The 25,430-nt window shown below is 58.6% G+C and carries 21 protein-coding genes and 1 riboswitch; of the genes, 6 read left to right on the top strand and 15 right to left on the bottom strand.

Annotation, left to right across the window (positions count from 1 at the left end):
* Positions 1-44 precede the first annotated feature (44 nt).
* From ACVWZG_RS02565 to rsmH, 13 genes are all read right to left on the bottom strand, one after another.
* The gene (locus ACVWZG_RS02565) at positions 45-545 is read right to left on the bottom strand and encodes a ribonuclease H family protein (RefSeq protein WP_457405563.1); all 501 of its coding nucleotides are present in this window, start codon (positions 543-545) and stop codon (positions 45-47) included.
* Between the two features lie 465 nt (positions 546-1,010).
* Positions 1,011-2,117 carry a phosphotransacetylase family protein gene (locus ACVWZG_RS02560; protein WP_414343695.1) on the bottom strand — a complete coding sequence of 369 codons (1,107 nt, stop codon included), beginning with the start codon at positions 2,115-2,117 and terminating at the stop codon, positions 1,011-1,013.
* A 78-nt stretch (positions 2,118-2,195) separates the two neighbouring features.
* Positions 2,196-3,668, bottom strand: coding sequence for a TrkH family potassium uptake protein (locus ACVWZG_RS02555; RefSeq protein ID WP_457405561.1), 1,473 nt, complete (start codon positions 3,666-3,668; stop codon positions 2,196-2,198).
* A gap of 11 nt (positions 3,669-3,679) precedes the next feature.
* A complete protein-coding gene (locus ACVWZG_RS02550) occupies positions 3,680-4,369 on the bottom strand; it encodes a potassium channel family protein (protein WP_011432960.1) in 690 nt (229 codons plus the stop codon).
* A gap of 70 nt (positions 4,370-4,439) precedes the next feature.
* Positions 4,440-5,786, bottom strand: a complete 1,347-nt coding sequence (gene clpX / locus ACVWZG_RS02545) for an ATP-dependent protease ATP-binding subunit ClpX (RefSeq protein WP_414343692.1) — start codon at positions 5,784-5,786, stop codon at positions 4,440-4,442.
* An 828-nt stretch (positions 5,787-6,614) separates the two neighbouring features.
* Positions 6,615-8,675, bottom strand: coding sequence for an NAD-dependent DNA ligase LigA (ligA, locus tag ACVWZG_RS02540; protein ID WP_457405559.1), 2,061 nt, complete (start codon positions 8,673-8,675; stop codon positions 6,615-6,617).
* Positions 8,676-8,707: 32 nt separating this feature from the next.
* Positions 8,708-10,774: an ArsA family ATPase gene (locus ACVWZG_RS02535; protein ID WP_457415183.1), complete on the bottom strand. Its 2,067-nt coding sequence runs from the start codon at positions 10,772-10,774 to the stop codon at positions 8,708-8,710.
* 104 nt (positions 10,775-10,878) lie between these two features.
* Positions 10,879-11,286: a hypothetical protein gene (locus tag ACVWZG_RS02530; protein WP_457405554.1), complete on the bottom strand. Its 408-nt coding sequence runs from the start codon at positions 11,284-11,286 to the stop codon at positions 10,879-10,881.
* Between the two features lie 237 nt (positions 11,287-11,523).
* Complete coding sequence (locus tag ACVWZG_RS02525) at positions 11,524-12,393, bottom strand: (2Fe-2S) ferredoxin domain-containing protein (RefSeq protein WP_011432955.1); 870 nt, start codon at positions 12,391-12,393, stop codon at positions 11,524-11,526.
* An 11-nt stretch (positions 12,394-12,404) separates the two neighbouring features.
* Positions 12,405-12,812: a DUF1636 domain-containing protein gene (locus ACVWZG_RS02520; protein ID WP_457405551.1), complete on the bottom strand. Its 408-nt coding sequence runs from the start codon at positions 12,810-12,812 to the stop codon at positions 12,405-12,407.
* Positions 12,813-12,940: 128 nt separating this feature from the next.
* Entirely contained in the window at positions 12,941-14,911 is a 1,971-nt protein-coding gene (locus ACVWZG_RS02515; protein ID WP_457405550.1) for a TonB-dependent receptor plug domain-containing protein, read from the bottom strand.
* A 42-nt stretch (positions 14,912-14,953) separates the two neighbouring features.
* Positions 14,954-15,106, bottom strand: a riboswitch (cobalamin riboswitch).
* 328 nt (positions 15,107-15,434) lie between these two features.
* On the bottom strand, positions 15,435-15,983 hold the full coding sequence (locus tag ACVWZG_RS02510) for a hypothetical protein (protein WP_414423782.1): 549 nt from the start codon (positions 15,981-15,983) through the stop codon (positions 15,435-15,437).
* 176 nt (positions 15,984-16,159) lie between these two features.
* On the bottom strand, positions 16,160-17,071 hold the full coding sequence (rsmH, locus tag ACVWZG_RS02505; protein ID WP_457405548.1) for a 16S rRNA (cytosine(1402)-N(4))-methyltransferase RsmH: 912 nt from the start codon (positions 17,069-17,071) through the stop codon (positions 16,160-16,162).
* A 234-nt stretch (positions 17,072-17,305) separates the two neighbouring features.
* On the opposite strand from rsmH, the gene aroA reads away from it, so the two are divergent.
* Positions 17,306-18,640, top strand: a complete 1,335-nt coding sequence (gene aroA / locus ACVWZG_RS02500) for a 3-phosphoshikimate 1-carboxyvinyltransferase (protein ID WP_457405545.1) — start codon at positions 17,306-17,308, stop codon at positions 18,638-18,640.
* A 35-nt stretch (positions 18,641-18,675) separates the two neighbouring features.
* Positions 18,676-19,026, top strand: a complete 351-nt coding sequence (locus ACVWZG_RS02495; protein ID WP_457405542.1) for a TIGR03792 family protein — start codon at positions 18,676-18,678, stop codon at positions 19,024-19,026.
* On the opposite strand, the gene ACVWZG_RS02490 is transcribed toward ACVWZG_RS02495, so the two are convergent.
* Positions 19,023-19,799 carry a DUF502 domain-containing protein gene (locus ACVWZG_RS02490; RefSeq protein ID WP_238376947.1) on the bottom strand — a complete coding sequence of 259 codons (777 nt, stop codon included), beginning with the start codon at positions 19,797-19,799 and terminating at the stop codon, positions 19,023-19,025. The two genes, ACVWZG_RS02495 and ACVWZG_RS02490, sit on opposite strands and share 4 nt — an antisense overlap.
* Positions 19,800-20,093: 294 nt before the next feature.
* On the opposite strand from ACVWZG_RS02490, the gene ACVWZG_RS02485 reads away from it, so the two are divergent.
* From ACVWZG_RS02485 to ACVWZG_RS02475, 3 genes are all read left to right on the top strand, one after another.
* Positions 20,094-20,561, top strand: a complete 468-nt coding sequence (locus ACVWZG_RS02485; RefSeq protein ID WP_457415180.1) for an SRPBCC family protein — start codon at positions 20,094-20,096, stop codon at positions 20,559-20,561.
* 73 nt (positions 20,562-20,634) lie between these two features.
* Positions 20,635-21,138, top strand: coding sequence for a GNAT family N-acetyltransferase (locus tag ACVWZG_RS02480; RefSeq protein WP_414329522.1), 504 nt, complete (start codon positions 20,635-20,637; stop codon positions 21,136-21,138).
* 106 nt (positions 21,139-21,244) lie between these two features.
* On the top strand, positions 21,245-23,350 hold the full coding sequence (locus tag ACVWZG_RS02475) for a thioredoxin domain-containing protein (RefSeq protein WP_457405539.1): 2,106 nt from the start codon (positions 21,245-21,247) through the stop codon (positions 23,348-23,350).
* 47 nt (positions 23,351-23,397) lie between these two features.
* Here the strand turns inward: ACVWZG_RS02475 and ACVWZG_RS02470 are convergent, their stop codons facing one another.
* On the bottom strand, positions 23,398-23,832 hold the full coding sequence (locus ACVWZG_RS02470) for a Fur family transcriptional regulator (protein ID WP_414331897.1): 435 nt from the start codon (positions 23,830-23,832) through the stop codon (positions 23,398-23,400).
* A 219-nt stretch (positions 23,833-24,051) separates the two neighbouring features.
* On the opposite strand from ACVWZG_RS02470, the gene ACVWZG_RS02465 reads away from it, so the two are divergent.
* Positions 24,052-25,245, top strand: a complete 1,194-nt coding sequence (locus ACVWZG_RS02465; protein WP_041437268.1) for a metallophosphoesterase — start codon at positions 24,052-24,054, stop codon at positions 25,243-25,245.
* Positions 25,246-25,430: the final 185 nt, after the last annotated feature.

Raw genomic sequence — 25,430 nt, 5'->3', positions numbered from 1 at the left:
CTGTCTGTGATCGCAGCCTCATACATCGGAATATGTAGAAATTGTTACTTTGGCCGGGCGCGAGCGACCAACTCATCCACGTACTCGTTCCAGCGCAGACCTTGGTGGGCTGGGATCCAAACCACCTGCACCTGAGGGCACTGCTGCTTTAGTTGATACAGTTCCTGAACCAGATCCAAGTTTTCCACCGGCCTGGTGCGCCGCCGCCACCCCTGCGCTGCCCAGCGATCCATCCAGTCGTTGTAGGTTTGCACGCAGAGGTGGGAATCGCTGTAGATGGTGTCCACGCTGTTGCCTTGGGTGTCACGGCAATACCGCAAAGCCCGGATGAGGCCGGTCAGTTCCATGCGGTTGCTGGTGCTATCGGGATCCCCTCCCCAAAACTCTTCCACAACCCGATCATCTTGAACCACCACCACGGCCCATCCCCCTGGCCCCGGATTGGGAGAACATCCCCCGTCGGTGAAGATGCCACTGTGGGGGCAGGCAACCAGACGGCTGGGGCCCGCTCCTTTGCGGCTGTGCATCCGTGAAACCTTGGCCATGGTGCTCATCCGGCGCTAACGGCAACATTTGGGATCCCGGCTCGACAACAGACACTGCATCTTATTGCAGAAGGGCGTGCCGGCACCACTGTTTAGTGTATTCAGCTTCAGAAAAGCTTTGTTTCACACTATTAGCAGCATAAACCCCGTCAACATCAGCTTACGTGACACTGACGCACAAGGTTAAAAACAGTACGAACAAAAACCCCCAGAAAATCTGGGGGAGGAGTGGTGTGTTGAGGTGATGAATACTCGCATGATATCTCTCGAATTCGGTGAGTAGGCCAAACCGGCGAGAGATCCCTGCGTTTTTTTGCAGAAATCATTGCAGATACTGGAAAGCATCAGACACTAGAAGCCAGCGCATCAAAACTGAGCTTATTTCATCTTGATCAGGTATAGTGCTCGCTCTCGGAGAACTACCTATTTAGACACCAAATATAGAGAAGCCAGTAATAACTTTTCTTATGCACCTACCGCCGACACTAGGGGTTGTGTCAAGCCCAAATGAGCATAGAGACGGGAAAAGTCAAAATTCGCTGACATTAGCTCTTGGATGCAGCGGACTTTCACCTCCTCGTGCAGGCGAATCTGCCCAAAAACCCGTTCGATGCGGTTGATGGTGGTGAAGGTGTCCAGATCCACCGAGAGGATCGGCACTTCCAGCTCTTCTGCTCGAGACTGAATGCGGGGATCCAGAGGGAGCTTGCCGGTCAAGATCAGGCAGAGGGTGGAAGTTTCTAGGGCGGCCAGTTGAATATCGGTGCGGTCTCCGCCGGTGATCACCGCCTTGTGATCCAGCTTACGGAAGTACTTCAAGGCCGAGTTGACGTTCATCGCCCCTACCGCAATGTCTTCAACCATCAGGTCCATCCGATCCGGACAGCAGAGCACCTCGGCATCCAGTTGCCGCACCAACTCCCCAACGCTGATGCTGCGCAAAATGCGATGGGAGGGCAAAATCCCCAGCACCGGGATCCCGTGTCCCTCCAAAAAAGGCCGAATGATCGTTTTTGCCGGTTGCATTTGGTCAGGTGGCACATCGTTCAGCAGCACGCCTGCCAAGCGGGATCCCAGTTGACGATGGACAAAGAGAAGAGAATCAACAGCCAAGGAGGAATGGTAGCGACTGATCAGCAGTACCGGAGCATCCAGGGCTTGGGCCATCTTGGCCAGCGACAGGCCAAACAATTCCCCCTCGTAAAGATCGGCTGGGCCTTCCAGCAGCACCAAATCGGCAGGGGAGCGCTGGACAAACTCCAACAGAGGGGCAACCGGGCACTCTGGAGCTGGATCCCCGGGAGCTCGCTTCATTTGAGCCAGCAAAGCCTCTTCGTTGAGCCGGAGCAGCATCGGCGGCATTTGATCCATCGTCAGCCGCAGAGACTCCGCCACAAAGCGCATATCCGGATCGCCCCCTTCCAGCGAGCAATCTTCCCGCTCGCAAGAACCGATGGGCTTCCCATAGGTGACTTTTATCCCTTGCTGCTGCAGATGCTTGGCCAAACCCAAGATGGCAGCCGACTTACCGCTGAAGGGCTCAGTAGAACCAATTAAAAGGAACTTGGACACGGATGGCTCCCGGTAACGAGAGGGACGAAGGGATCCCTTACTCAGTCTAACGGAGGCTGCTCTCTCCTCAGTTCTGGACTAACCGATTAGGATCGACTCTTCAGGGTAGGTTACCAACGGGCGGGGCTGTTGTTGAGCCAAGGCCAAGACAATCGTCAATGCCCCCAACCGGCCCCAGAACATCACCAGCACAATGATCAGTTGGCCAAACCAGTTGAGCTCCCCGGTAAAGCCCGTCGAGAGGCCGCAGGTGGCAAAGGCGGAGATCACTTCAAACAACACCGGATCCAACCTACTGTTACTGTGGGTCAGCAAAATCAACCAAGCCGCCAACAATACCACAAACAGAGAAACCGTCAACACCGCTGCCGCCTTGCGCACCATGGAGGGATCCAAGCTGCGCCCGGCAATCTGAGCGCTGGGCAAACCGCGGGCATAGCCCCACAAGGCCAACACCAACACCGCCAAGGTGCCGGTGGTCATGCCGCCCCCCATAGAAGCTGGGGCTGCCCCAATAAACATGAGAGCCATCAGCAGCAACTGGCTTGCCGGGGTCAAATCCTCAATGGGGATCGCGGCAAACCCAGCCGTTCGGGCAGAAACCGACTGAAAAAACGTCAGGCCCAAGCGGTGGGGCCAGCTTACCTCCAGCAGGGATCCGCCGGGCAAGCTCTCTCCCAAAAACAAGCCAATGCCGCCCGTGCAGAGCAAAACCACCACCACGCCCAGGGTAATCCGGGTGTGCAGAGAGGGGCGGTGGCCCCGTGGCCAGGTTAACAAATCCGACAAAACCGGGATGCCCAAACCGCCGATAAAAATCAGACCGGCCAAAATCGCCAGCGACAGACCATCTGTAGGGATCCCTTCCCGGCCAAACAGGTCAAATCCCGCATTACAAAAGGCGGACACCGCGTGAAAAATAGCCAGAAAAACTGCCCGCCCCGGCCCATAGAGATCCCGCCAGTGCACCCAGAGCAGCAGAGCCCCCCCCAACTCAATGAGAGTGACCCCCAGCAGCACCCGCCGAGTCAATTCCAGGATCGCCCCCGGATCGATGAGCCCCAGCGAATTGCACAGCGCCAAGCGATTGAGGAGGGAAATGCGCCGCCCGATCAATTGAAACACCACCACCGCCAACACCATGAAGCCCACCCCGCCAATCTGAATCAGGATCAGCAGCACAATCTGGCCCAACAGGGTGAGATCCTCCGCCGCCACAATCGTCGAGAGCCCCGTCACGCTCAGGGCCGACATGGCCGTAAACAGCGCCTCATTCCAGCTCAAGGGATCCCCACGCCCGATCCCCGGCAACATGAGCACCAAAGTTCCCACCACTGCCAAGAGCCCCAACCCTACAACCAGGCGCAATGGCGGCGGCAGCGGGCGACGCCTGTCCCCCCCGAAAAACCACTGCAGACGATTCCCAAAGGCCCTAGAGGACTGAGACAATGCCGAGCCCGGTGTCGGCAGGTGGCGGGCGCGGGATGGTACCGGTGGAACCAAGCGCTCAGAGCCCTCCTCTGGCGGAAGCGGGACGGAGCCCTCTCTCATCGGAGCCCTCCCTACATTTCATTCAGCCGCGAGATGTTGGTATTGGCCCCCAGAACCACCAGCAAATCCCCCTTTTCCAGCAGGTAGTCTGCGGGGGGAGAGACCACCAGCGATTGCTTTCGCTTCACCACCAGCACCGTGATGCCGAAGCGGCGACGCAGATCCGACTCCGCCAGCGTATGGCCCACCAACGCCTCCGGCACCTGTAATTCCGTAATGCTGTAGCCCGGCTCCAGCTCTAGCTGATCTAGGATCCCCGGTGCTGTCAACACCTGAGCCAAACGGCGCCCTGCCTCTTGCTCCGGCAACACCACCCGATCTGCCCCCACTCGCAGGAGAATAGAGCGTTGCCGCTCGGTCGACGCCTTACAGACCACATTGCGCACCCCCAGACTTTTCAGGGCCACCGTCGTCAGCAAATTGCTCTCAAAATCGCTGCCAATGGCCACCACCACCGTGTCGAAGGAGAGGATATCCACCGCTCGCAGCGCATCTTCATCGCTGGAATCGAGTGCCACCACCTGCGTCAGCTGATCCGCCAGGCGCTGCACGATCTCACGGCTGCGGTCGATCCCCAAGACATTGTGCCCTCGCTCCATCAAGGTGAGAGCCAAGCTAGAACCAAAGCGCCCCAGACCAATTACCGCATATTCACGATCCACCCGCTGTCGTTCGCGCCGGCGGAACGCAGTCCCTGCCATAGGATCTCCTGCCCCCTCTTTCAAGAACAGATCATAAGTTCATCCAGCAGGGATCGGAAGGGCCGCGACTCTAGGCCGACTCAGGCTTGGGCAGCGTAGAGGGGTGAGGAATCAGCTCGCGGGTGGAACGGCGCTCCACCATCTCTGCGGTGATGCGGATGTGCTTTAGGTCGCGGCGGGAGGGTGCCTCGTACATCACATCCAGCATTAGCTCTTCCACAATGGCCCGCAGGGCGCGAGCCCCGGTCTTGCGGCGATAAGCCTCTTTGGCAATGGCAGCAATGGCGGCAGGTTCAAACTCCAGTTCCACCCCGTCCATGCGCAACAGCTTCTGCGCCTGCTTGAGAATGGCGTTTTTGGGCTGCGTCAGGATCGCCTCCAGCGCCTTCTCATCCAGCGGATCCAAAGTCGCCACTACCGGGAGCCGCCCCGTGAATTCGGGAATCATGCCGTACTTGATCAAGTCTTCAGGCTCCAAAGCCTTGAGGGCATTGGCCATACGTTGCTCGCGGCTAACCGACAATTGCTCCCCTGGCTTGATAAAGCCCATCGATTTCTTGCCAATGCGCTGCTCGATTACTTTTTCCAGGCCAACAAAAGCCCCCCCGCAAATGAAGAGGATGTTGGAAGTGTCGATTTGAATGCAGTCTTGATAGGGGTGCTTGCGCCCTCCCTGGGGAGGCACGTTGGCTATTGTCCCTTCCAGCATCTTCAACAAAGCCTGCTGCACCCCCTCGCCGGAGACATCGCGGGTAATGGAGGGGTTCTCGCTTTTGCGGGCAATTTTGTCGATTTCGTCGATGTAGATGATGCCGCGCTGGGCCTCTTCTACGTCCATGTCCGCCACCTGCAGCAGGCGCAACAGGATGTTTTCCACATCCTCGCCCACATAGCCAGCTTCCGTAAGGGTGGTAGCATCTGCAACCGCAAAAGGCACATCCAACATGCGAGCCAGGGTTTCCGCCAGCAGGGTTTTGCCGGAGCCAGTGGGGCCAATGATCAAAATGTTGGACTTCTGTAGCTCCACCTCATCCAGTTCCGAAACTCCGACGCTACCGGGGTTGGCCTTGGCAGCCAGACGCTTGTAGTGGTTGTAAACCGCCACCGACAAAACCTTCTTAGCTTTTTCTTGGCCAATCACATATTGGTCGAGATAGCGCATGATCTCCTGCGGCTTGGGCAACTGCGCCAAAGAAGGCAGGCTGCGGGAGGATTTTTTAGGAGCTTCACGCCGGCCGCCGGCAGGGGCGGCAGCAGGAGGAGTGTTGCCGTCGTAGAGTTCCTCATCCAAAATCTCGTTGCAGAGCTCCACGCACTCGTCACAGATGTAGACCCCCGGCCCCGCAATCAACTTACGCACCTGATCCTGTGACTTGTTGCAGAAGGAGCACTTTAGATGGGAGTCATATTTGGCCATGGGATCCTCGTTGCTGCTTGCTCTTGGCTATCCTAATCCGGCAAAAGCCAGAAGAAAACTAAACCTTCCAATCCAGTCGCAAATTGGCTGCGAAAGCGTAAGGAGGCCGAAGTTGGTGGAATCTCACTGACCTACTAGTCTAGCATCTCCACTGGGCTCGTAGGGCTTGTTTCCGGATCCCCAAGGGGGCAGGGTGCCAAGAGAGTCCCATGGGGATCAACTGGAAAGACTGGAGATATAGTCATTTCAAACTGGATTGAGACACTTCCCAAGCGCTCCGTGCCGCTTCTGCGACCACCCACTCTTCAAAAGGGAGCTGGGAAGCAATGCAACGGAGGTGTTTCATTCTTGCTTCAAAGTGACCATAAGCTTCTCCAGCGCTCTGCGCTACCCGTGCAAACGCCACAGCCTCGGTTCTCCCCAAGTGTCTTACAAGGAGGAAAACTGGAAATGGAAGGGGTGAGCCGTTTCGCTGCTATCGGGAATGGTCATACATCCTTTGGACGGATTTATAGAAAAACCGCCCGACTTGACGCCGAGCGGAAGATGGTGTGAGGAGTGAACGGAAACATGCGTCTCCGCTGATCCCATCATAGTTGAACTCACCTGGCACTGGCAAAGGCAGTCATCGAAGGCAAAGGAATCTTTCAGCTAAGTTGGATACTTTTGGGAGTAATCGCGCCTTTCTCCAACCAAAAAGGGGAAGGAACTGTCCGTGTTTCGTTCGCTTCCCCCTATTGGCGTCCACTCCTCACTAGAGGTGAATCATAAACTATCCCTGCCGCTAAGACAACCCACCCTACCCAAGTTTTTCGGGGATCCACCCTGTCAAGGATGCAGATCACCGGATTCCACGGTGGGATCCAGCGCCAACAGCTCCGCTTCGGTCAGCAGGGGGATCCCCAGTTGTTGGGCTTGCTCCAGCTTGGAGCCGGGGTCAGAGCCCACCACCACGTAGTCGGTTTGGCGGCTGACGCTGGCGGTGACTTTGCCCCCCCGACTCTCAATCCAAGCCTTGGCCTGCTGGCGGGAGAGGGTGGGCAAGGTGCCGGTGATTACGAATTTTTTCCCGGCCAGGATCTGGGAGACGGCAGGGTTCTCCTGCTGAGGAAGAGCGGGGATCCCTAGCGCCTGCAACTCCTGCAACAGGCGACGATGGGCCGGCTCGGCAAACCAGGCCACCACCGCTTCCGCCACTTCCGCGCCTATCCCATAGATCTGGGCGATGGTTTCTGCGCTGGCTTGGGCCAAAAGCTCAGGGGTGGGAAAATGGCCAGCCAAAATCTGGGCAGTGACCACCCCCACATGGGGGATCCCCAGCCCGTAGAGCACTCGTTCCCAGGGCTGCTGGCGAGAGCGCTGAATGGCTTGCACCAGCTTTTGGCTGGAGCGGGATCCCATTCCCTCCAAACCCTGCAACTGCTCTGGGGTGAGGCGGTAGAGATCGGCTACGGTGCGCACTCCCAAGTTCTCCACCAATTGGGCTGCCCGCTTTTCCCCCAAGCCTTCGATATCCAAAGCATCGCGGCTGGCCCAGTGCTGCAATTGGCCGCGCAACTTAGCCGGGCACTCGGGGTTGGGGCAGCGGGTCACGGCTTCGCCGGGGGGACGAACCAAAGGGGCGTGGCATTCGGGGCACTGGCTGGGCAGGCTGTAGGGAACAGCGTCGGCAGGGCGCAATTCCTTCAGGATCCCGACCACCTCCGGGATGATCTCCCCGGCTTTGCGCACGATGGCAGTATCGCCAATGTGCACATCCAGCTCCCGCAGGCGATCGGCATTGTGCAGGCTGGCGCGGCTGACAAGGGTGCCGGCCAAAGGAACCGGCTCCAGCTCTGCCACTGGAGTGACGGCGCCGGTACGGCCCACGCTGGCCACGATGGCGCGGATGCGGGTGGGGACTTCCTGGGCAGGGTATTTGAGGGCAATGGCCCAGCGGGGAAATTTTTGCGTAAAGCCGGCCTCCTCCTGCAGCCGCAAGGAGTTCAATTTCACCACCACCCCGTCGCTGGCGTAGGGGAGCTGGGCACCCCGCCATCGCTCATAGAATTGGATCACTTCTCCCAAGCCCCGACAGACCTGGGAAAGGGGGTTGACTGGAAATCCCAATTCCTTGAGCTGCTGCAGACACTGCCACTGGGTTTGCGGGGGATCCCCGGCAGGCCATCCCTCCGGCCAGTGGAGGGCGTAGGCGAAGAAGCTGAGCTTGCGGGCGGCCACAACGCGGCTATCCAACTGCCGCAGGGTACCGGCAGCACAGTTGCGCGGGTTGGCAAAGGGGGGATCCCCAGCGGAACGACGCTCTTGGTTGATCCGTTCAAACTCGGCTAGGGCCAGATAGACTTCCCCCCGCACCTCCAAAACGGGAGGCGGATCTGCTGTCGCCAGCCGCAGGGGAATCGAACGAATGGCGCGCACGTTGGGGGTGATGTCCTCTCCGGCCTGTCCGTCCCCCCGAGTAGCACCCCGCTCCAAAAGACCATTGATGTAGGTTAGGGCCAAGGCAGCACCATCAATCTTCAGCTCACATACATATTCCAGCTCTCCCTCTGTCCTGCTGTCGGGAACAGGGGCACGGCCCAAAACTCGCAGCAGACGCTCTTGCCACTCCTCTAGCTCTTCTGGGTTGAAAGCGTTTTCCAAGCTGTAGAGGGGGATGCGGTGGAAGACGGTGGGAAAATGCTCTGCAGGTTTTTCTCCCACCCGCTGAGTAGGGCTATCGGGGGTGACCAGTTCAGGGTAAGCCCGCTCCAGCTCTTGCAGCTCGCGGTAAAGGCGGTCGTAAACGCTGTCTTCCAGGATGGGAGCATCGTGGACATAGTAGGCAATGCTGGCCTTCTGCAGCAGGGTGCGCAGCTCGCGGGCGCGTTCTTCCAACTTGGGATCCATAACTCCTTGGGTGAGCAAGGTCTACCCCTAGGTTAGGGCTCCTGAGGAGCCAATAAGTAGGAGCCGATATTCTCCAAGCTGGGAGGATGTAGGAAGGGGATGGTCAAGATGGCCTGCTGGGAAAATGGCTGGGGGAGCTGGGCCAGAAGAGTCTGGTGACGACGGCGGAGGGCCTCTCCAAAGGGGGTAGAATCCTCCAACCACACCCGATTGAGAACGGCGTAGGGATGAGGGATCCCCAAAGCATCCAGTTCCGCCAAGAGACGCTCGGTTTCCGCCAGAACTGCTTGCTCGGGGTTAAAGACGGGGATAAAGGTAACAAACTGGGGATCCTGGAGCTGCTGCCGGAGCTGTCGCACCTGGGCCAAGAGCTCCCGCATCCGCTGCGCCCATTCCGACCTGCCCACCACATCCCGATATTTCAGCCACAGCTTCAGGGCCAAGCTTACCCAGCCCTCCAGAGCCTGGGGCATCTGCAGAAACCGCAGGAGATGCCCTGTGGGGGCCGTGTCCAGCACCACCAGGTCAAACTGCCCGCTCGTCTCCTGTCGGAGAACACTCAACAGGGCCATCACCTCATCCAGGCCGGGTGGAGGCATCTGCAGCAGTTGCCGCCACGCCTGCGGGTCGTATTGGACTTCCACCCCTGCCGTCCCCTCCCCCGCCAAGATGGCCGCCACCTCCTCCAGGTAATCCTGCCGGAATTGCTCCAGCACCGCCGCCGCATCGACCTCCTGCCCCAGCAGGTTGGGCAGCAGGGGAATGGGATCCTGACCCAGTTTCGTCTGAAACAGATCCCCCAGCGAGTGAGCCGGATCGATAGAGACCAGCAACAGCTGCTTGTCGGGATGGCGCTTGGCCAAGTTCCAAGCCAGGGCCCCGGCCACCGTCGTCTTGCCCACACCCCCTTTGCCCCCCACCAACACCAGTCGGATCCCTTGGGCCAAAAAGTCCGGTAGAGCCGGGATCCCCCTGAAGGAAGGGAAGAGGGTAGAGAAGGGAGACTTTCTCTTCTCTTGGCTCTCTGCTTTTTGCTCTGGGATCCCTTCCAACTCCAGCAGCACCTCTGGCAAGGGGCGAAGCTGCTGAACCAGCTCATCCAGGGCCGCCAACCCAACCGGCTCCTGCAGTTGATAGGGACAGATCCAGATAGGATATCCGGGCAGCTCCTCCTGCAGGGCTTTGAGCACGCGCCCCTGTTCTTGCTGCCGCGCCGAGTAGAGAGGAGAGGGGAGAGCAGCGGGCAGCGAAGGTTGGCTGTTATTCTCTCTTGCAAGCAGCACCTGATTGACCAGAAGACCGCCGATGGGCACGCGGCGGTTTTGCAGTTGCTGACAAAAGCGGCGGGTTTCCGCCACGCTCAACTGCTCCGGGATCATCACCAGCCAAGCAGAGGTGCTCTCCGGACTGGTCAAGCGGGCTTTGCCCCCCTCAAGTTCCCCCTGCAACTGGGCCAAAAACGCATCCGCCTCATCCGGTCGATAGGTGCCCGTCAGGGCTTGGGCGATTTCCCGGTGCTTGGCCTGAAAGGTGGCAAACACGGCCAGCAGATTATCCAAAAAGTCGGGCAGCTCCAACAGCCGCAGGGTGTGCCCGGTGGGGGCCGTGTCCAAGATAACGGTATCCACCTCCTCCCCAGCCAGCAGCCGGTTGACCTCCAGAATCGCCATCAGCTCATCCACCCCCGGCCAGGCTAAATCCCAGATCGGCAGCAGATCCTCTCGGCCAAACCAACTGCCCCGCTCGGCAATGAGCTCCAGGGCCGGCCCATAGGTTTGCCGAAAAGATTGCAACAAAATCTCCGCTTGCAAAGCCCGCACCTGTAAATTGGGGCGATCCGGCAGGGGTTGGGCCACATCCGTAACCGAGATTTGCAGCACGTCCCCCAACGAGTGGGCGGGATCTGTGGACATCAGGAGCAGACGGCGCTGGGGATCCACCTGGGCCAGTTGGCGAGCCAGCGCGCAGGTCAAGGTTGTTTTGCCCACTCCTCCCTTGCCGCTGAACAGCAAGAGGCGTTGGGAAGCCAAGAGCAGAGGATGGCAGGAATGCTCCTCACTGTTAACGCGACTGAGTTGCAAAGGGATCCCCTCCCACATAGGTCGCCCCTATTTTGGCCTGGATCCCTCTTGGGGATGTTCCAGATCACTGCAAAAGTGCTCCGCACCGCTGACGGGATGGGAAGAGCTTGTACGGAAGCAGCTCACCGCAGTTTCTCCTCTCCAAGCCACACCCGGCGACGTCCTCTGTCCCACACCAGCAGCGCGTGGATCCCGATCCAAAGTCCTGTCCACAGCCAGTTGTGCAGCCAGATTTTGCCCAGAATGGGCAGGGTCAGGCCCTCCGTTCCCCCCAAAACCAGGCCGGCGGCCAAAATCAGCCCTTCAAAAGCCAGAAACCCCAAGATGAGCATGGCCGGGATCCAGAGATAGTTCAGCAGCAGTTGCTTTGGCCGAAGCGGCTTGGACTGAGAAAACAGAGGTCGGTAACCGCCAGCAAGAGCAATCCCCACCGTGCCGATCCCCAGCACCAACCCCCAGGCAAACGAATCGGGAGTGCGGGGATAGTTGTGCCAGGTGTAGCCAAAGATTTGGTTGGCCAGCCAAATCATCAAAGCACTAATGATTGCCCTTTGGCGGGTTAAAGTTGTGCCTGCAACAATACCAACAGTTACAAAGGGAAGGGTACATGTATAAGCAATATTGCTGAGACAGCCGACGGTGGTAAACAAGCTGGGCCAGAACCAGCCTTGGGCCAAATCTTGAGCAGCTTGTATCCAAAGTGGGGCTGAGATCAAGCGGCAAGATCTGGGGATAGGTTGAGCACTCGATTGCAGGCCAATCATGCTTTAATCTCCTGGAAAAAGGTGGTCTTTCAGAGGACAGCTATTAAGCAAATGCTCAAAAACAATTTGCCGAGCTACTTGGGGAGTAACCCGCTTGTACCAGGTGCGATCCCCAGAGTAAAAAACCACGGGCCCCTGTTGGCAAACTTCCAAGCAGCCTGAGGTGATAACCTGTACGTCCAGGTTGGCTTCTCGAAGAGCCGATTCCAGAGCTTCCACAACCGGTTGGTAGTTGCGGGAAGGATAACAACGGCTGGAACGACAGACGGCAAGGTAGGGACGTTTAAGAGGGTTATCCTCATAGGGGATCCGCTCTTTCCCCTGCACATAGATGGCGCGGATGCGCTCGTAAAGAGAAAGCTTTTGGTAGTCAGCTTTGCCTTCCGGCAGGTAGTCTTCCTCTGGCCCCAAAAAGGGGCTGGGCAGAAAAATCTGCAGCAAAGGCTCTTCTGCTCCATTCCAGAATTGGATCCCCCACATGCGGGGCTGACCTTGGGGATTGAGACGCCGGTAGAGGGCAGCACGGCTAACCAATCTTTTGCGGCGCAGCTCGGGTGGGGTCTTGCGGTGGGGGCCGCCTTGGTGCTCCTCCAGACACAAATGCAGGTGCCAAGTTTCGGTGGCAACGGTTAGATAGCCATCGTAGAGCACGCACAAAGCTGGAGGTTTCTTGAAAGCCAGCTCCAGCACCCCGCCTTCCGCCACATGGCCCACCTGGATCTCGGCCCAGTGCTCTTGAAACAGCTCGTAGAGCAACGGCCCCAAGCAGTCGATGTGGGCAGGGATCCCTTCATAAAGGGTTGTCCAACCCGTCAAAGAAACTTCCTGCCAAGCTTGATGGAGGGGGGTTATCCAGGGGGTAAAAGTGGCCATGAGAAAGCTCCTCAGTGCAGTGGTGGAATACGAGCAATCACCCCTTTTTTGAGAGGGCGCTCGGCCCAGGGTAGGATCCCATCTGGCTTGGTGAGGTAGAGCTCTGCTGTCTGCAGAATGAGATCCACATCTTTTGGATCGAGATCTCCAAAAACATAGGTCATCTTTTGAGGTGCTGCCAACGCAACGACACAAGCATGGCTGCAGCCGCTCATACAGGCAACCGGCTTCAGGGTCAGTTGAGGATTGAGGGTTTGAGATTGCAGGGCAGACAGCAGCATTTCTCCCTTGCTAGTCCCTTCTTTTTGGCCGTTAACCCACCGAGATCCGCAGGTGATGCAAACCCAAAGACAATGGCTGCTGGGTTGCTGGGCAGCGCTGCCAGCTTGGATGGGCAACTGGGAAGTTGATCGAGACATGGTGCTCCTTGATATAGTCATAGGTTTCTGTCCAAGCAAAGGGTGTGAGAAGAGGCAAAGACGATCTCAATGTCTTGGCCAAGGATTCAGCAGTGAGTTAGACAGCTAAAAGTCAGCCTCAAGTCGCTCTAAAATTGGCCCCTTAAATTAAGCCGAACGGTGCGACCCACTCCGGGGTAGCCGGGGAAAACCTCATATTGCTCATCCAGCAGGTTATCGACTCCCACCTCGAGAGCGAGATTTTCTGCAACCGGGATCCCTCCCCGCAGAGCCAGGTTGGTGTAGCCGGGCAGAGATTGGGTATTGGCGTTGTTGGTAAAGAAAGTGCCAATGTGATGCAGGAAAACTGAGGCATACCGATCCTCTGCATCGCGGTAGCTCAGGCCCAGGTTGAAGCTGTCTGCTCCCACGAAGGCTAGCTGTTTGCCAACCGCTTTGGGATCCAGCGCCGAGCGGATGATGGGATCGTTCAGGGTGTAGTTGGCAAAAAGAGTCCAGTTTTCCCCCAATCGCAAATCCAGGGCTGCTTCCAAGCCCGTGTATTCCACGAGCTCAATGTTTTCGTAGGTTCCCCTGCGCGGGCCGGTGCTGACAAAGGTAATGCCATCGCGGATGCGGTTATGGGCAAAGGTCAAGCGCAGTAGGCCAAAATCTCCCAAAGCCTGATCCAGGCCAATGTCAAAACTCTCTCCCCGCTCCGGGCGCAAATTGGGGTTGCCGTCGACTTCAAAAAAGCCCCGCAAACGAAAGAATAAGTTTGAGATCAAGGGAGTGCGAAAGCTGCCGGCATAATTGGCCCTCAGGGTGGTGCCTTCTGCCAAAACCCAGCGGATCCCTGCGGCAGGAGAGGTGGCCGAACCGTTGACCAGATTGCTCGAATCTTGGCGAACACCTAAGTTGAGATAAAAGTTGGGCTGTGGCTTGTAATCCAGGCGGGCAAAGAGGGCCCCTTGGTTCACGGTATTGTCGTAGTTGACATTGGTGGATCCCCTGGCAAAGGAGAAGGTGGTGTTGCGAGCTGAAATGGATCGGTAGTCTGCTCCTAGAGTAAGCTCCAGGTTTTCAGCAGCCTTCCAGGTGTATTGCAGTTGGGATCCCCACCCCGTTCGCAGGATCTCATCCCGGGATCCCTGGCTTTGTGGGGCGCTGAAGCGATAGTTGAGGTCGTCAAAAAATACCCTGGCTTGCAGGGATCCCTTCTCTTGATCCCACAGCCAACTGAGATCTAACAGCAGGTCGTTGGTGTTTTGCACTGCATCGGGGGAGGGAAACTCGGTGCTGCCAGGCACCTGAAACGCTTTGTTGAGATAAAGGGCATTTCCGGTTAGGACTTGGCCTTCTGCCAGTTGCCAGGTGAGCTTGGCTTGTAGGTTGTGGTACTCCACCGCCGAGTTTTCCCGCCTGCCGGCTTTGCCCAAACGCCTAATTTCAAAAGGAAAGTCGTTGTTGCTCTGCAGACGGCGATAGCTGACCACCCAGCCCAGATCCTGCACCTGGCCGCGGTTCTGGATCCCTTGCTCGTTGAGGCCGTAGCTGCCGATAGCCGCTTCCAGCACGGTCTCGGATCCCGGCTTTGGCTCCAGGGTTACGATGTTCATGACCCCGCCAACGGCATCGGAGCCGTATAAGGTGGAGCCCCCACCTGGAGAGATCTCAATACGCTCGACCACATCTGTAGTGATCTGAGACAGATCGAACCCGCCAAAAAAGCCCAGGTCGTTAATGGGGCGGCCATCCAAGAGCACCAAAACCTGGGCCGTTCGTCCTCCCCGCATAAACTGGGAGCTAAGGGCTCCCAACTGGGTTCCTGCCGTGCCGTCGCTGAGGATCCCGGGCAGGTAGCGCAGGGCCTCCTGAACCGTTCTTGCCCCTTGCTCTCGAATTTGCTGGCGGGTAATGACGTAAACCGGGCGGGAAGAATCCCGCAGCAAACCAGGACGGCGAAAAGGTGTGGTGACGGGTTGATTTAAAATCTCGGCGCTAACACCGGTTTCCAACACCTCTTGAGCTGAAGGTGAAGAGGCCGCCGGCTGCGCCCACGCTGGGATCCCCAAAACAAGACCCCCCAGCGCCAGGCTGAGACCTAGAATGGGATTCATTTTCTTTCTTGAAGCTCCTGATTCCGTGCGACGCGGAAGAAAGACGAGCCAGAACCGCAGGCGGGCATCCTGACTGAGGGCATAGGTCTAGCCCAAGCCCATCACAGTTGCGGCACAGCGCCGGATTTGCACCGGACTTTCCCCTTTACATGCCCTGGCTGATCCCCAGGACAACCTGTCGGTACAGCTTTCTCTGCGATTGCTCCGAAAAAGCCGTGCTAGGCATCATACATCCCCTGCTCTGGAGTTCCTATCCTGCCAGGGGGGATGTCATCCCCAGGGGTGAACGGGATCCCAACGGCAATCCCAGGGCTTCGGATGGGCCACATCCCATTTAGGCCAGATTTCTTCACTGCTTTGTAAGCAGTTGAAGGATAGCCCGCTGCTACTCCAGATCGCGAGGCCCAGGGATCCCTTAGCCTTTTAGAGAACAGAGATACGCTGAGACTTCACAAGACCCACAGCTTTTGGGAAAGCAAGATGGGGACGCTGGCCTAGCCGTCATGGGCAGGATCCGTATGAATTAGTACCCAACCGGATAGAAAAGAGGGGCTTTTTCGGTCGCGTGAGCGGCGCGGAGCGCTCTTTCTGGCAAAGCCGTTGCCTGGTGGGCTGGATCCGGCTCAACTTGGCTGGGAGAGGCAATTGGCACCTCAATCATCCGATCCGGTACCAGCGGCACCATTTCGGAGCGGTCGGCGATTTCCCGCAGAGAATTGGCAATGGATTCTTGAGTCAGCAGAAACTGTCGTTCGTTGCGCTGCATCTGCTGCCACACCTGGTAACGCTGGCTCCACCGGCTTTGGGTATGCACAGTCCAACTGTAAAGGCTCAACACTGAAACGCCGGAGAGGATAGCCATCCCTGTGGAGATTTGCTTCCACCAGGCTAGGTGTTCTGCCCAAGCAAGATGCTGGCTGCGAGGATGGGCTGATTTCAACTTCAAATCCAAAGGCTGGGTGCGGCTGGCTTGAACTGTACCGGAGAGGGGTCGGCTCAGAGCAGAAGGCTGTCTGTGGCGACGAGGGCTCTTGGGACGATCAAGACCTGCGTTCAAAGGCTGGCTAACCATAGGGCTTAACCTCACACACACCAAGGGATCCGACGGTGCAGGACTGCCGGTTCCGCTTCACCCTAGTTCCCCGCGCCCCCCAACAGCAACCCCCTTCTCCCGATTCCTGGTCTCGGCGGGCTAGCCGTCCGCTTCACGGTAGCCGATCTCTTGAGAGCGGGAGAACCAACCTAAACCTACATCTGACTGCTGCGGGCAGCCACTCGCAGTTTGGCAGAGCGGGCCCGTGGATTGCGTTGCCGTTCCAGTTCGGAAGGGGACAAGGGCTTGGGGGTGAGCACCTGCCAACGAGGATCCCTGCGGAAGGCCCATTTCACCAAGCGATCTTCAAGGCTATGGAAGCTGATCACGGCCAACCTGCCGCCGGGTTTCAACCAAGTGGGGGCTTGGGCCAGCAAGGTTTCTAAAGCCTCCAGTTCTCGGTTCACGGCAATGCGCAACGCCTGAAAGACCCGAGTGGCCGGGTGAATGCGGCCTCGCCGAGCTGCCGGAGGTACTGCCTGCCAAACCACCTGGGCCAACTGAGTGGTTGTGGCGAGGGGACGAGCCTGCTCGATGTGATGGGCGATGCGGCGGGCAAATCGCTCTTCGCCGTAACGGGTGAAAATCTCGATCAACTCTTCGACCGGGCGATGATTAACCCAATCGGCGGCAGTCTCCTGAGCTGTACTGGGATCCATGCGCATATCCAGCGGCCCCTCCCCGCGAAAGCTAAATCCCCGCTCAGGACAGTCCAGTTGCGGCGAACTCACCCCCAAGTCGGCCACGATGCCATCGAAGGGGATCCCCTGCCCCTGCTCATCCCGAAAGCCGTGCTGCTGCAGATCGAAATCGGCAAAATTGAGGTGCCACAGTTGGATGCGACTACTGGGGATCCCTTCTGCTGCAAAACGCGCTTGCGCCGCCTGTAGAGCCGCCGGATCCCGATCCAACCCCACCACTCGGGCAGCTCCCCCCCGCAGCAGCGCCAAGCTGTGCCCACCCCCTCCCAACGTCACATCCAGAAAAGTGCCGCCCCCCTGGGGTTGCAGGTAGGCCATCACCTCCTCGGTCAAAACAGAGTCGTGTTGATACACCTTGCCAAGCACGGTCTGCGGGGGTTCTATTTCTGCTGCTACAAAGTTCAGTATCTGCAAAAAAAAGGCCGAGGCCAGGCCCCGACCGAGGAATCCATGTTGTTAAGGTGATCCTCTGAGAAAAGAGGGGTGGCCGTCAAAAGACAGGCTGTCTTGGGATCCCCGGCAAAATCTCTGGGGCGCGAGTCCCGCTCTGAGTATGATGAGACTGCTCCCGCTTTTGCCTAGTCTGCCGTCAGGGTTGCTGTGTTGACTCACTCTTCTGCTGCTGATATCTTGACCCTCTCGCCGGCCAAGGGCCTGCGCGGCCAAGTGAGCATCCCCGGTGACAAGTCCATTTCCCACCGCGCCCTGATGCTGGGATCCCTGGCCGAAGGAGAAACCACCATCCAAGGGCTGTTGCTGGGAGAGGATCCCCGCAGTACGGCAGCCTGTTTTCGGGCGCTGGGGGCAGATATTTCGGAGCTCAACAGCGAGTGTGTTCGCATTCGGGGAGTTGGCCTGGGCCAGCTGCAAGAACCGGCAGACGTGTTGGATGCAGGTAACTCCGGCACCACCTTGCGCCTGATGCTGGGGATCCTGGCTGGCCAGGCCGGGCGCTTTTTTGCCGTCACCGGCGATCGCTCCCTGCGCTCGCGGCCCATGGGGCGGGTGGTAGGACCGCTGCGGCAGATGGGGGCCAGCATTTGGGGACGGGCCGGTGGGACGTTGGCACCTTTGGCCGTACAAGGGGGATCCCTCAAGGGCATTCACTACCGCTCCCCGGTGGCTTCAGCGCAGGTAAAATCCTGCCTCTTGCTGGCGGGTCTGCTGGCGGAAGGCACCACCCAAGTCACCGAGCCGGCTCTCTCTCGGGACCACTCGGAACGGATGTTGCGGGCCTTCGGGGCCAACATTCAGGTGGATCCGGAAACAAAAACCGTGGCCGTGGTGGGCGGATCCCGCCTGGTGGGCCAAAAAGTTCAGGTGCCGGGAGATATCAGCTCGGCAGCCTTTTGGCTGGTGGCCGCCTCCATTGTGCCCGAGAGCGAATTGCTGCTAAGGGATGTGGGCCTCAACCCCACCCGTACCGGTGCACTACGGGTGTTGCAGGAGATGGGGGCTGACATCCAAATTGAGAACCTCCGGGAAATGGCCGGCGAGCCCCTGGGAGATCTGCGGGTGCGTTCGGCCCGCTTGCGCGGCTGCACCATCGCCGGCGATCTCATCCCCACCCTGATCGACGAGATCCCGGTTTTGGCGGTGGCGGCGGCCTTTGCCGAGGGGATCACCGTGATTCGCGATGCCGCAGAGCTGCGGGTCAAAGAAAGCGACCGTCTGGCTGCCATAGCCCAAGAGCTGAGCCGCATGGGAGCCCAGGTCACTGAATATCCTGATGGCCTGGAAATCAAGGGAGGGATCCCTCTTCACGGGGCCGAGGTCGACAGCCACGAGGATCACCGCATCGCCATGAGCCTGATGGTGGCAGCTCTAGGAGCGCAGGGATCCACCCTCCTCAGAGGAGCCGACTGTGCCCGCATCTCCTACCCCGACTTCATTCCCACCCTGCAACGATTGACTGCTTCCCCCCTGGAGTCTTGAGAGGGCCCATCTTTAACTTTGCCGCCTCTGCTCCTATGTCGACCTGCCCCAGCCCGCCCGGCCCTATCGCTATTGAACATCTCTGCTTCCGGGTTCCTCCCGGTGGGCAAGCAACCTTTCTTGAGCAAGACGAGCGGGTTTGGGGATCCGCCCTGCGCCGGCATCCGGGTTTTCTGGGCAAAGAAGTTTGGCTGGATCAAGAGAATCCCGAACTTGTCCACCTCATCCTCCGCTGGGCCAACCGTGCTGACTGGAAGGCCTTTCCCTCCGAGCAAGTGGAGGCATTGGATCGGCAAATGCGGCCTTTTTATGTGCGCTTGGAACAGGCCAAAGAATACCAGCTCTGGCAGCCCGGCCCTTCTGCAGGGACAGGAAAGCAGGATTAAGGGATCCCTTCAGTCTCAAAACCTACCTCAGAGCCCACCGAGTCAGCCCTGGGGGATCCTGCCACCCGCTCCTGCTCCACCAGCTCCCGCAAACTGGGCATGGTCACGGCCAAAGCTCCTTCTCGCCGCTGCAGCCCCGCTTCAAAACTCTCAGGGGTGACAATGCCGCCGGAAATGAGCATCTTAAAAGCATCTTCCACCGGCATGAACACTTCCACCACCTGGTCTTCCGGCACAATGGCGTACCAGCCCGTCGTTGGATTGGGGGTGGTGGGCACAAACAGGCCAAGGGAGCGCTGCGGCCCATCGGGCCGAATGGGAGTTTGAATGGTGCCCGTCACAAAGGCCAGCGCCCAAGCTCCTGGTCGGGGATATTCCACCAGCACCACCCGCCGAAAGCGCTGATTGTTGGGGGCAAACAAAACACTGACCAATTGCTTCAAGGTCTTGTACACCAGCCCCGCCACCGGAATCGCATGGAGCAACTGTTCGCTGAGATTGAGCAGCCACTGGCCGACAATGTTGCGGGCCATGAAGCCAATCAACAGGATGAGCACAATCGGCGTCAACAGGCCCACCGCCAGATCGATGAGGTTGATCAAGATCGGGTGCAAACCCTGGATGGGATTGAACTGCTTCGGAATGCTGGTCAGAAAGCCAATGCTCCAGGTGGCCACCTCCACCGTCAGCCAAATGGTAGTTGCCAGAGGGATCACCACCAGCAACCCCGCCACGAAGTAGTTCTTAAGATGCTGTTTCCATTGTGAAACCATGGTGAGGTCGTCCCGTCGAGTCAACCGAGTGGATGCATCGAACCCTTGCAAGTGGAGCTTGCAGATGGCAATCATGATACCTGCCTTCTGCGTTGCCCTCATGGGGGGCAGCCGCAACTTGCCGGCAAAAGAAATCGGGCTGCCAAAAAGCGCAGAGCCCCAAACTTTCATCAGGCCGATAATGCTATCTTAGGTCGATATAAAATTTTGTAAAGGCAGGGATCCCGTCCCGAGGCGTTGTGGCCAAGCCCCTGGATGGTTTGTGTTTCTGCTGGGTGTTGCGTGGGAGGCCCTATGTCAGAGTCGGATTGGCTAGAGCATACCTGTCAGGTGGAGGTGCCTGTTCCCATTGAGCAGGTATGGGATTTGTGGGCCAACCTCACCCTCATGCCCCGTTGGATGAAGTGGATCCGCTCGGTGGAATTGCTGGATCAGGAGCTGTCCCGGTGGACACTGGATACCCGCGGCCTCACCTTCAGTTGGATCTCCCGCACCCACACGGTGGTGAAACACCAACACATCCGCTGGAGTTCGGTGGAGGGGCTGCCCAATCGGGGCGCGCTGCGCTTTTACGACCGCAAAGGCAGTACCATTGTGAAGCTGTCGGTGGCCTACAAGATCCCGGGGATCCTCGGCAAAATCTTGGATGGCCTGTTTGTGGGCAAAGTGGTGGAGAGCACCATCCAGGCAGATCTGGAGCGCTTCAAAGCCTATGCCCTAGAGCAGGCGGGGCCAGCCGCCGACAATGCCTCGGCCAGCTAGTCTCCGTTCGTCAGGCCCAAGTGTTTCGCCGACCTTCCCCATTGTCAACCCTCGCCACTGCAAAGGCCGCTTCATGCCCGATCCCTCTCCTGAGCCTGTCATTGCCCTCTCTCGTCAGCCGGTGGACAACCGCAACATTCGCTTCTCTCTGGAGCGGGGCGAGCTGGATCTGGATCAACTTCTCCTGCTGTTGAACCGCAATGCCTTTTGGGCGCAGAATCGCCAGCGGCAGGAGATGGAGCGGGCCGTTGCCCACAGCCATCCGGTGGTCAGCGCCTGGGATGGGGAGCGCCTGATTGGCTTTGGCCGCGCCACTTCCGATGGGGTTTACCGAGCCGTCCTCTGGGATATCGTGGTTGATCACGATTACCGACGTCAGGGCATTGGCCGCAAGTTGGTGGAAACCCTGATCAGCCATCCCCACCTGCAGTCGGTGGAGCGCATCTACCTGTTCACAACCCATCAGCGTGGCTTTTACGAGCGAATCGGCTTTGTGGAAAATCCCAGCACCACCTTGGTTTTACACGGGCGCCCTCTGGAGTTTTTAGTCCCGGCTGCCGAGCAGGAGCAGGCTTGACCGACAGGGATCCTGGGTGAGTGTATCTTGAACAACAGTGGGTTGGCTCTGCCTTGGGAGGAGGACGCGCTAGCCTGAAAAGCAAAAAGGGTGAGAGGGTGTACTCATGGCCAATCGCCTCGCCACAAGTTCCAGCCTTTACTTGCGCAAGCACGCCGAGAACCCGGTGGACTGGTGGCCTTGGATCCCAGAAGCTCTGGAGAAAGCCCGGGCCGAGGATAGGCCGATTTTTCTGTCCATCGGCTATTCCAGTTGCCACTGGTGTACGGTCATGGAGGGCGAGGCCTTCTCCAACCCTGAAATTGCCGCCTTTTTGAATGCCCATTTTTTGCCCATCAAGGTGGATCGCGAGGAGCGGCCGGATCTCGACAGCATCTACATGCAGGCGTTGCAGCTCATGAGCGGGCAGGGGGGGTGGCCCCTCAATGTTTTCCTCACGCCCGATGACCTGGTGCCCTTTTACGCCGGCACCTATTTTCCCGTAGAGCCCCGCTTTGGCCGCCCGGGGTTTCTGGCCTTGCTGCAGCGCATCCTGCAGTTTTACCGGCAGGAAAAGGAAAAAATAGAGGAGATGAAAGGCCAGATTTTGACGGCTCTGACCACCCTCAGCGACTTAGTGCCGGAAGACCACATTCCCGCCGACCTGCTGCGCTCTGGGATCCCTAAGATCCAGCCTTTGCTCGCCAATGCCGGGGCGGTGCAGCAATTTCCCATGATGCCCTACGCTCAGTTGGTATTGCGTTCGGCCCGCTTCGACCCACCAGAAGGGATCCCCGGCTCGCAGAGCGCTCTGGAACGGGCCAAAGAGCGAGGCATGGCCTTGGTGCTGGGAGGGATCTTCGACCATGTGGCCGGAGGATTTCACCGCTACACCGTGGATCCCACCTGGACGGTGCCCCACTTTGAAAAGATGCTCTACGACAACGGGCAGATCCTAGAGTTTCTCTCCGATCTGTGGGCGCACGGTATCCAAGATCCGGCCATTGAGCGGGCGGTGCGGCTGACGGTGGAGTGGGTGGCGCGAGAGATGACCGCCCCTGCCGGGTATTTCTACGCCGCTCAAGATGCCGACAGCTTTGCCCGGGCAGAAGATCGAGAGCCAGAGGAGGGAGAGTTCTACGTCTGGCGCTGGCAGGAGCTGCAGGATCTCTTGGGGGAAGAAACCTTCCGCGCCTTGCAGCAGGCGTTTGACCTATCGCCGGGGGGCAATTTCCCTGATCGGCCCGGCTGCATCGTCTTGCAGCGCAAACAGGGAGGAGCGTTGCCGCCAGAAGTTGAAGCCGCCTTGACCACCCATCTGTTTCAGGCACGCTATGGCTCTGCGGAGCGACGAGTTCCCTTCCCTCCGGCAGTGGATGCCCAGTCGGCCCGTCTGCAATCCTGGCCAGGGCGAATCCCACCTGTCACCGACACCAAGATGATCGTCTCTTGGAACGCCTTGATGATCTCCGGCCTGGCGCGGGCCTATCAAGTGTTCGGCAACGCAGACTATCTGCAATTCGCTCTGCGGGCTGCCCAATTCATCCTCAGCCAGCAGCGCCACCCTGAGACCGGATCCCTGTTGCGCCTGAACTACGATGGCACAGCTCAGGTGCCCGCCAAGTCAGAAGATTACGCCCTGCTGATCAAGGCCCTGTTGGACTTGCAGCAAGCCTGCCTGCCTCTGGTGGGGGATCCCACCCCTCAAGACTGGTTGCAGGCTGCCCTCCAGCTCCAGCAGGAGATGGATGCGCAACTGTGGGATCCGGCCAGGGGAGGGTACTTTGTCAGCGATGCCCAGAGTGCCCCTGAGCTGTTGGTGCGAGAGAAGGAGTTCCAGGACAACGCTACCCCTGCAGCCAATGGGGTGGCCATTGCCAACCTGGTGCGCCTTGCCGCCCTCACTGGAGATCTGGACTACCTGGAGCGGGCAGAGCAGGCCTTGAAAACCTTTGCCCACATCATGAGCACCCAGCCGCGCACCTGCCCCAGCCTTTTTGCCGGACTGGATTGGTATAGCAATTGGGTGAAAGTCACCCTGGAGGCCGATTCCATTCCCGCCTTTCAGCAACGATCTTGGCCCACCACCGTCTTTGCTCTCCCCACCGAAGCCGAACCTCTGCCGGAAGGAGCTCTAGGGCTGGTGTGCTGGGGCAACAAATGCCTGGCCCCTGCCAGTTCTCTCGAGCAAATCCAGTCGCAAATCGGCAAAGGCCAAAATCGAGCTTACTGACCTTTGCCCAACTTTTGCTCAGGGCAGCAGGGATCCCTTTGCCAAGGTTACTGCTGGGGCTCCGCAGGCTTTTCCACCCCAAAAAACTCAATGCGGTAACTTTGGATGCGGGTGCCCGTTTGTTGCTCCACTTGGGCCAGCAGTTCAGGCGGCAGCTCCACGTCCACATCCAAGATGCGGTTGCTATCCAGACAGTTCACGTGGCTGTGGGGATGGGTGCGGTTGCCGTAGCGGCGCCCATCGGCACGATCCAAGCACTCGACAATGTTGTGGCTGGCCAAAGCTTCCAGGTTTTGATAAACGGACGTGTGGCCAATCGGTTTGCCCTGCTGATTTAGGCGATCGTAAATCTCGCGGGCGGAGAGGTGCTCGCCACACTGCCACAGCAGCTCCAGGATATAACGGCGCTGTCGGCTCAAACGCAGATTGCACTCCCGGCACCGTTCCAAAGCAGCTTCCAAAGAATCCAAGGGGCGAGGCATGGAAAACCTCAAGTCATACCGAGTCTGAGATAGGTAGTTGCTCATCTCTACCAAGGTAGCATTTGTGCGTCAACAGTTGTTCAAAAAACACCCCGAACTCTACAAGAGCTGCCGCGCATAGCCATCTTCGAGCCGAGTCCAGGCCGTGCGCAGATGGAAGAGCCCAACATCAGCCTTTTGATTTTCTACAATACCGCTGGAGTGTTGGGGGCAAAGATCATGCAGCGGCGCAAGGTAATTCTGGGTTTGTTGGGGTTGGCCAGCAGCAGTGGATTGGCAGGAGCCTATTGGGCCAGTCGGCAGCAGCCCTCTCATCTAGCCCCAGGGATGGGATCCCCTAGAGCCGCTCTCCCCTCTCCTACCCCCCAGCCCACCCCCACCGTCGTCCCCCATCCAGATGCCCCCCATGGCCTCTACATCCCCCCCCGCCGAGATCTGCGCCTCTTGGTCATCAGTGACATGAACGGCATCTACGGCTCGGTGGAATACGACCCAGAGGTGGATCGGGGCATCGGCCTCATCCCCTATCTTCAGCCGGATATTGTTTTGGGAGGAGGAGATATGGTGGCCGGTCAGGATCCCCGCCTGTCGGAGGAGCGCATTCGCGCCATGTGGGCAGCCTTCGACCGGCATGTGGCTGGCCCAATCCGTGCGGCCAAACTTCCCTACGGCTTTACCTTGGGCAATCACGATGCTTCCTGTGCCCGCACCACGCGGGGCGGCTTTCTCTTTCAAAAAGAACGGGATCTGGCCCGCGAGTTTTGGAACGATCCGGCCCACGACCCAGGTTTGAACTTTGTGGATCGGGGGGACTTTCCCTTCTACTACACCTTTGAAAAAGACGATGTGTTCTACCTAGTCTGGGATGCCACCTGCAATTACATCCCGCCCGAACAAATGGCCTGGGCGGAAGCGGCTCTGGCCAGCGAACGGGCTCAGAAGGCCAAGTTGCGCATTGTCATCGGCCATCTGCCCCTCTACGCCATCACCGTCGGGCGCGACGATCCGGGAGAAGTGCTGCTGGAGGCGGATGCCAAACGGGCTCTGCTGGAGAAGTACCGCGTCCACACCTACATCAGCGGCCACGACCACGGCTACTACCCTGGCCACAAAGGGCAACTGCAACTGCTTCACTGCGGCATTCTCGGCTCTGGCCCTCGTCCCCTCTTGGGCAGCCCTCTGCCCCCCCGCAAGACCCTCACCCTTATCGACGTGGATTTCGAGAGCCCAGATGTTACCTATTACACTACCTATCACATGCGGGATCTGAGCGTGATCGACCAAGCAGAGCTGCCCCGTTTCATCACTGGGCATAATGGCTTGGTGCTGCGCCGCGACGTCAATTGGGACAACCTCACCCCCCAAGAAATCGCCACCTGCCAAGCTCGTATTGGATCCCTGTGTCGGGATTAACGTCTCCGTCTTGGCAAAAGATTGATGAGCCGTTTGTAGATGCTCTCGCGAGGGTTCTGCACACTTCGCGAGCAGCCCAGGCTTTTCAACAGATGATTCAAAGCAGCTTTTTCCAGCAACACCAGCCATAGCCGGTGCAACTGTGTCTCTCGCATAACGGATCCCAGTGATTGATTTCAGCGAAA

The organism is Thermostichus sp. OS-CIW-33 (assembly GCF_054059615.1).
Note: the sequence above shows the minus strand (reverse complement) of the source record. Positions and strands in the feature narration are given on the sequence as shown.

Bases quoted from the DNA above. Each gene is read 5' to 3' on its own strand.
- ACVWZG_RS02490 (WP_238376947.1), bottom strand. From the start codon at position 19,799: ATGGTTTCACAATGGAAACAGCATCTTAAGAACTACTTCGTGGCGGGG.
- ACVWZG_RS02475 (WP_457405539.1), top strand. From the start codon at position 21,245: ATGGCCAATCGCCTCGCCACAAGTTCCAGCCTTTACTTGCGCAAGCAC.
- ACVWZG_RS02510 (WP_414423782.1), bottom strand. From the start codon at position 15,983: ATGGTTAGCCAGCCTTTGAACGCAGGTCTTGATCGTCCCAAGAGCCCT.
- ACVWZG_RS02515 (WP_457405550.1), bottom strand. From the start codon at position 14,911: ATGAATCCCATTCTAGGTCTCAGCCTGGCGCTGGGGGGTCTTGTTTTG.
- ACVWZG_RS02465 (WP_041437268.1), top strand. From the start codon at position 24,052: ATGCAGCGGCGCAAGGTAATTCTGGGTTTGTTGGGGTTGGCCAGCAGC.
- clpX (WP_414343692.1), bottom strand. From the start codon at position 5,786: ATGGCCAAATATGACTCCCATCTAAAGTGCTCCTTCTGCAACAAGTCA.
- ACVWZG_RS02495 (WP_457405542.1), top strand. From the start codon at position 18,676: ATGTCGACCTGCCCCAGCCCGCCCGGCCCTATCGCTATTGAACATCTC.
- ligA (WP_457405559.1), bottom strand. From the start codon at position 8,675: ATGGATCCCAAGTTGGAAGAACGCGCCCGCGAGCTGCGCACCCTGCTG.
- ACVWZG_RS02485 (WP_457415180.1), top strand. From the start codon at position 20,094: ATGTCAGAGTCGGATTGGCTAGAGCATACCTGTCAGGTGGAGGTGCCT.
- ACVWZG_RS02520 (WP_457405551.1), bottom strand. From the start codon at position 12,812: ATGTCTCGATCAACTTCCCAGTTGCCCATCCAAGCTGGCAGCGCTGCC.
- ACVWZG_RS02550 (WP_011432960.1), bottom strand. From the start codon at position 4,369: ATGGCAGGGACTGCGTTCCGCCGGCGCGAACGACAGCGGGTGGATCGT.
- ACVWZG_RS02480 (WP_414329522.1), top strand. From the start codon at position 20,635: ATGCCCGATCCCTCTCCTGAGCCTGTCATTGCCCTCTCTCGTCAGCCG.
- ACVWZG_RS02525 (WP_011432955.1), bottom strand. From the start codon at position 12,393: ATGGCCACTTTTACCCCCTGGATAACCCCCCTCCATCAAGCTTGGCAG.
- ACVWZG_RS02535 (WP_457415183.1), bottom strand. From the start codon at position 10,774: ATGTGGGAGGGGATCCCTTTGCAACTCAGTCGCGTTAACAGTGAGGAG.
- ACVWZG_RS02530 (WP_457405554.1), bottom strand. From the start codon at position 11,286: ATGATTTGGCTGGCCAACCAAATCTTTGGCTACACCTGGCACAACTAT.
- ACVWZG_RS02555 (WP_457405561.1), bottom strand. From the start codon at position 3,668: ATGAGAGAGGGCTCCGTCCCGCTTCCGCCAGAGGAGGGCTCTGAGCGC.
- ACVWZG_RS02565 (WP_457405563.1), bottom strand. From the start codon at position 545: ATGGCCAAGGTTTCACGGATGCACAGCCGCAAAGGAGCGGGCCCCAGC.
- ACVWZG_RS02470 (WP_414331897.1), bottom strand. From the start codon at position 23,832: ATGCCTCGCCCCTTGGATTCTTTGGAAGCTGCTTTGGAACGGTGCCGG.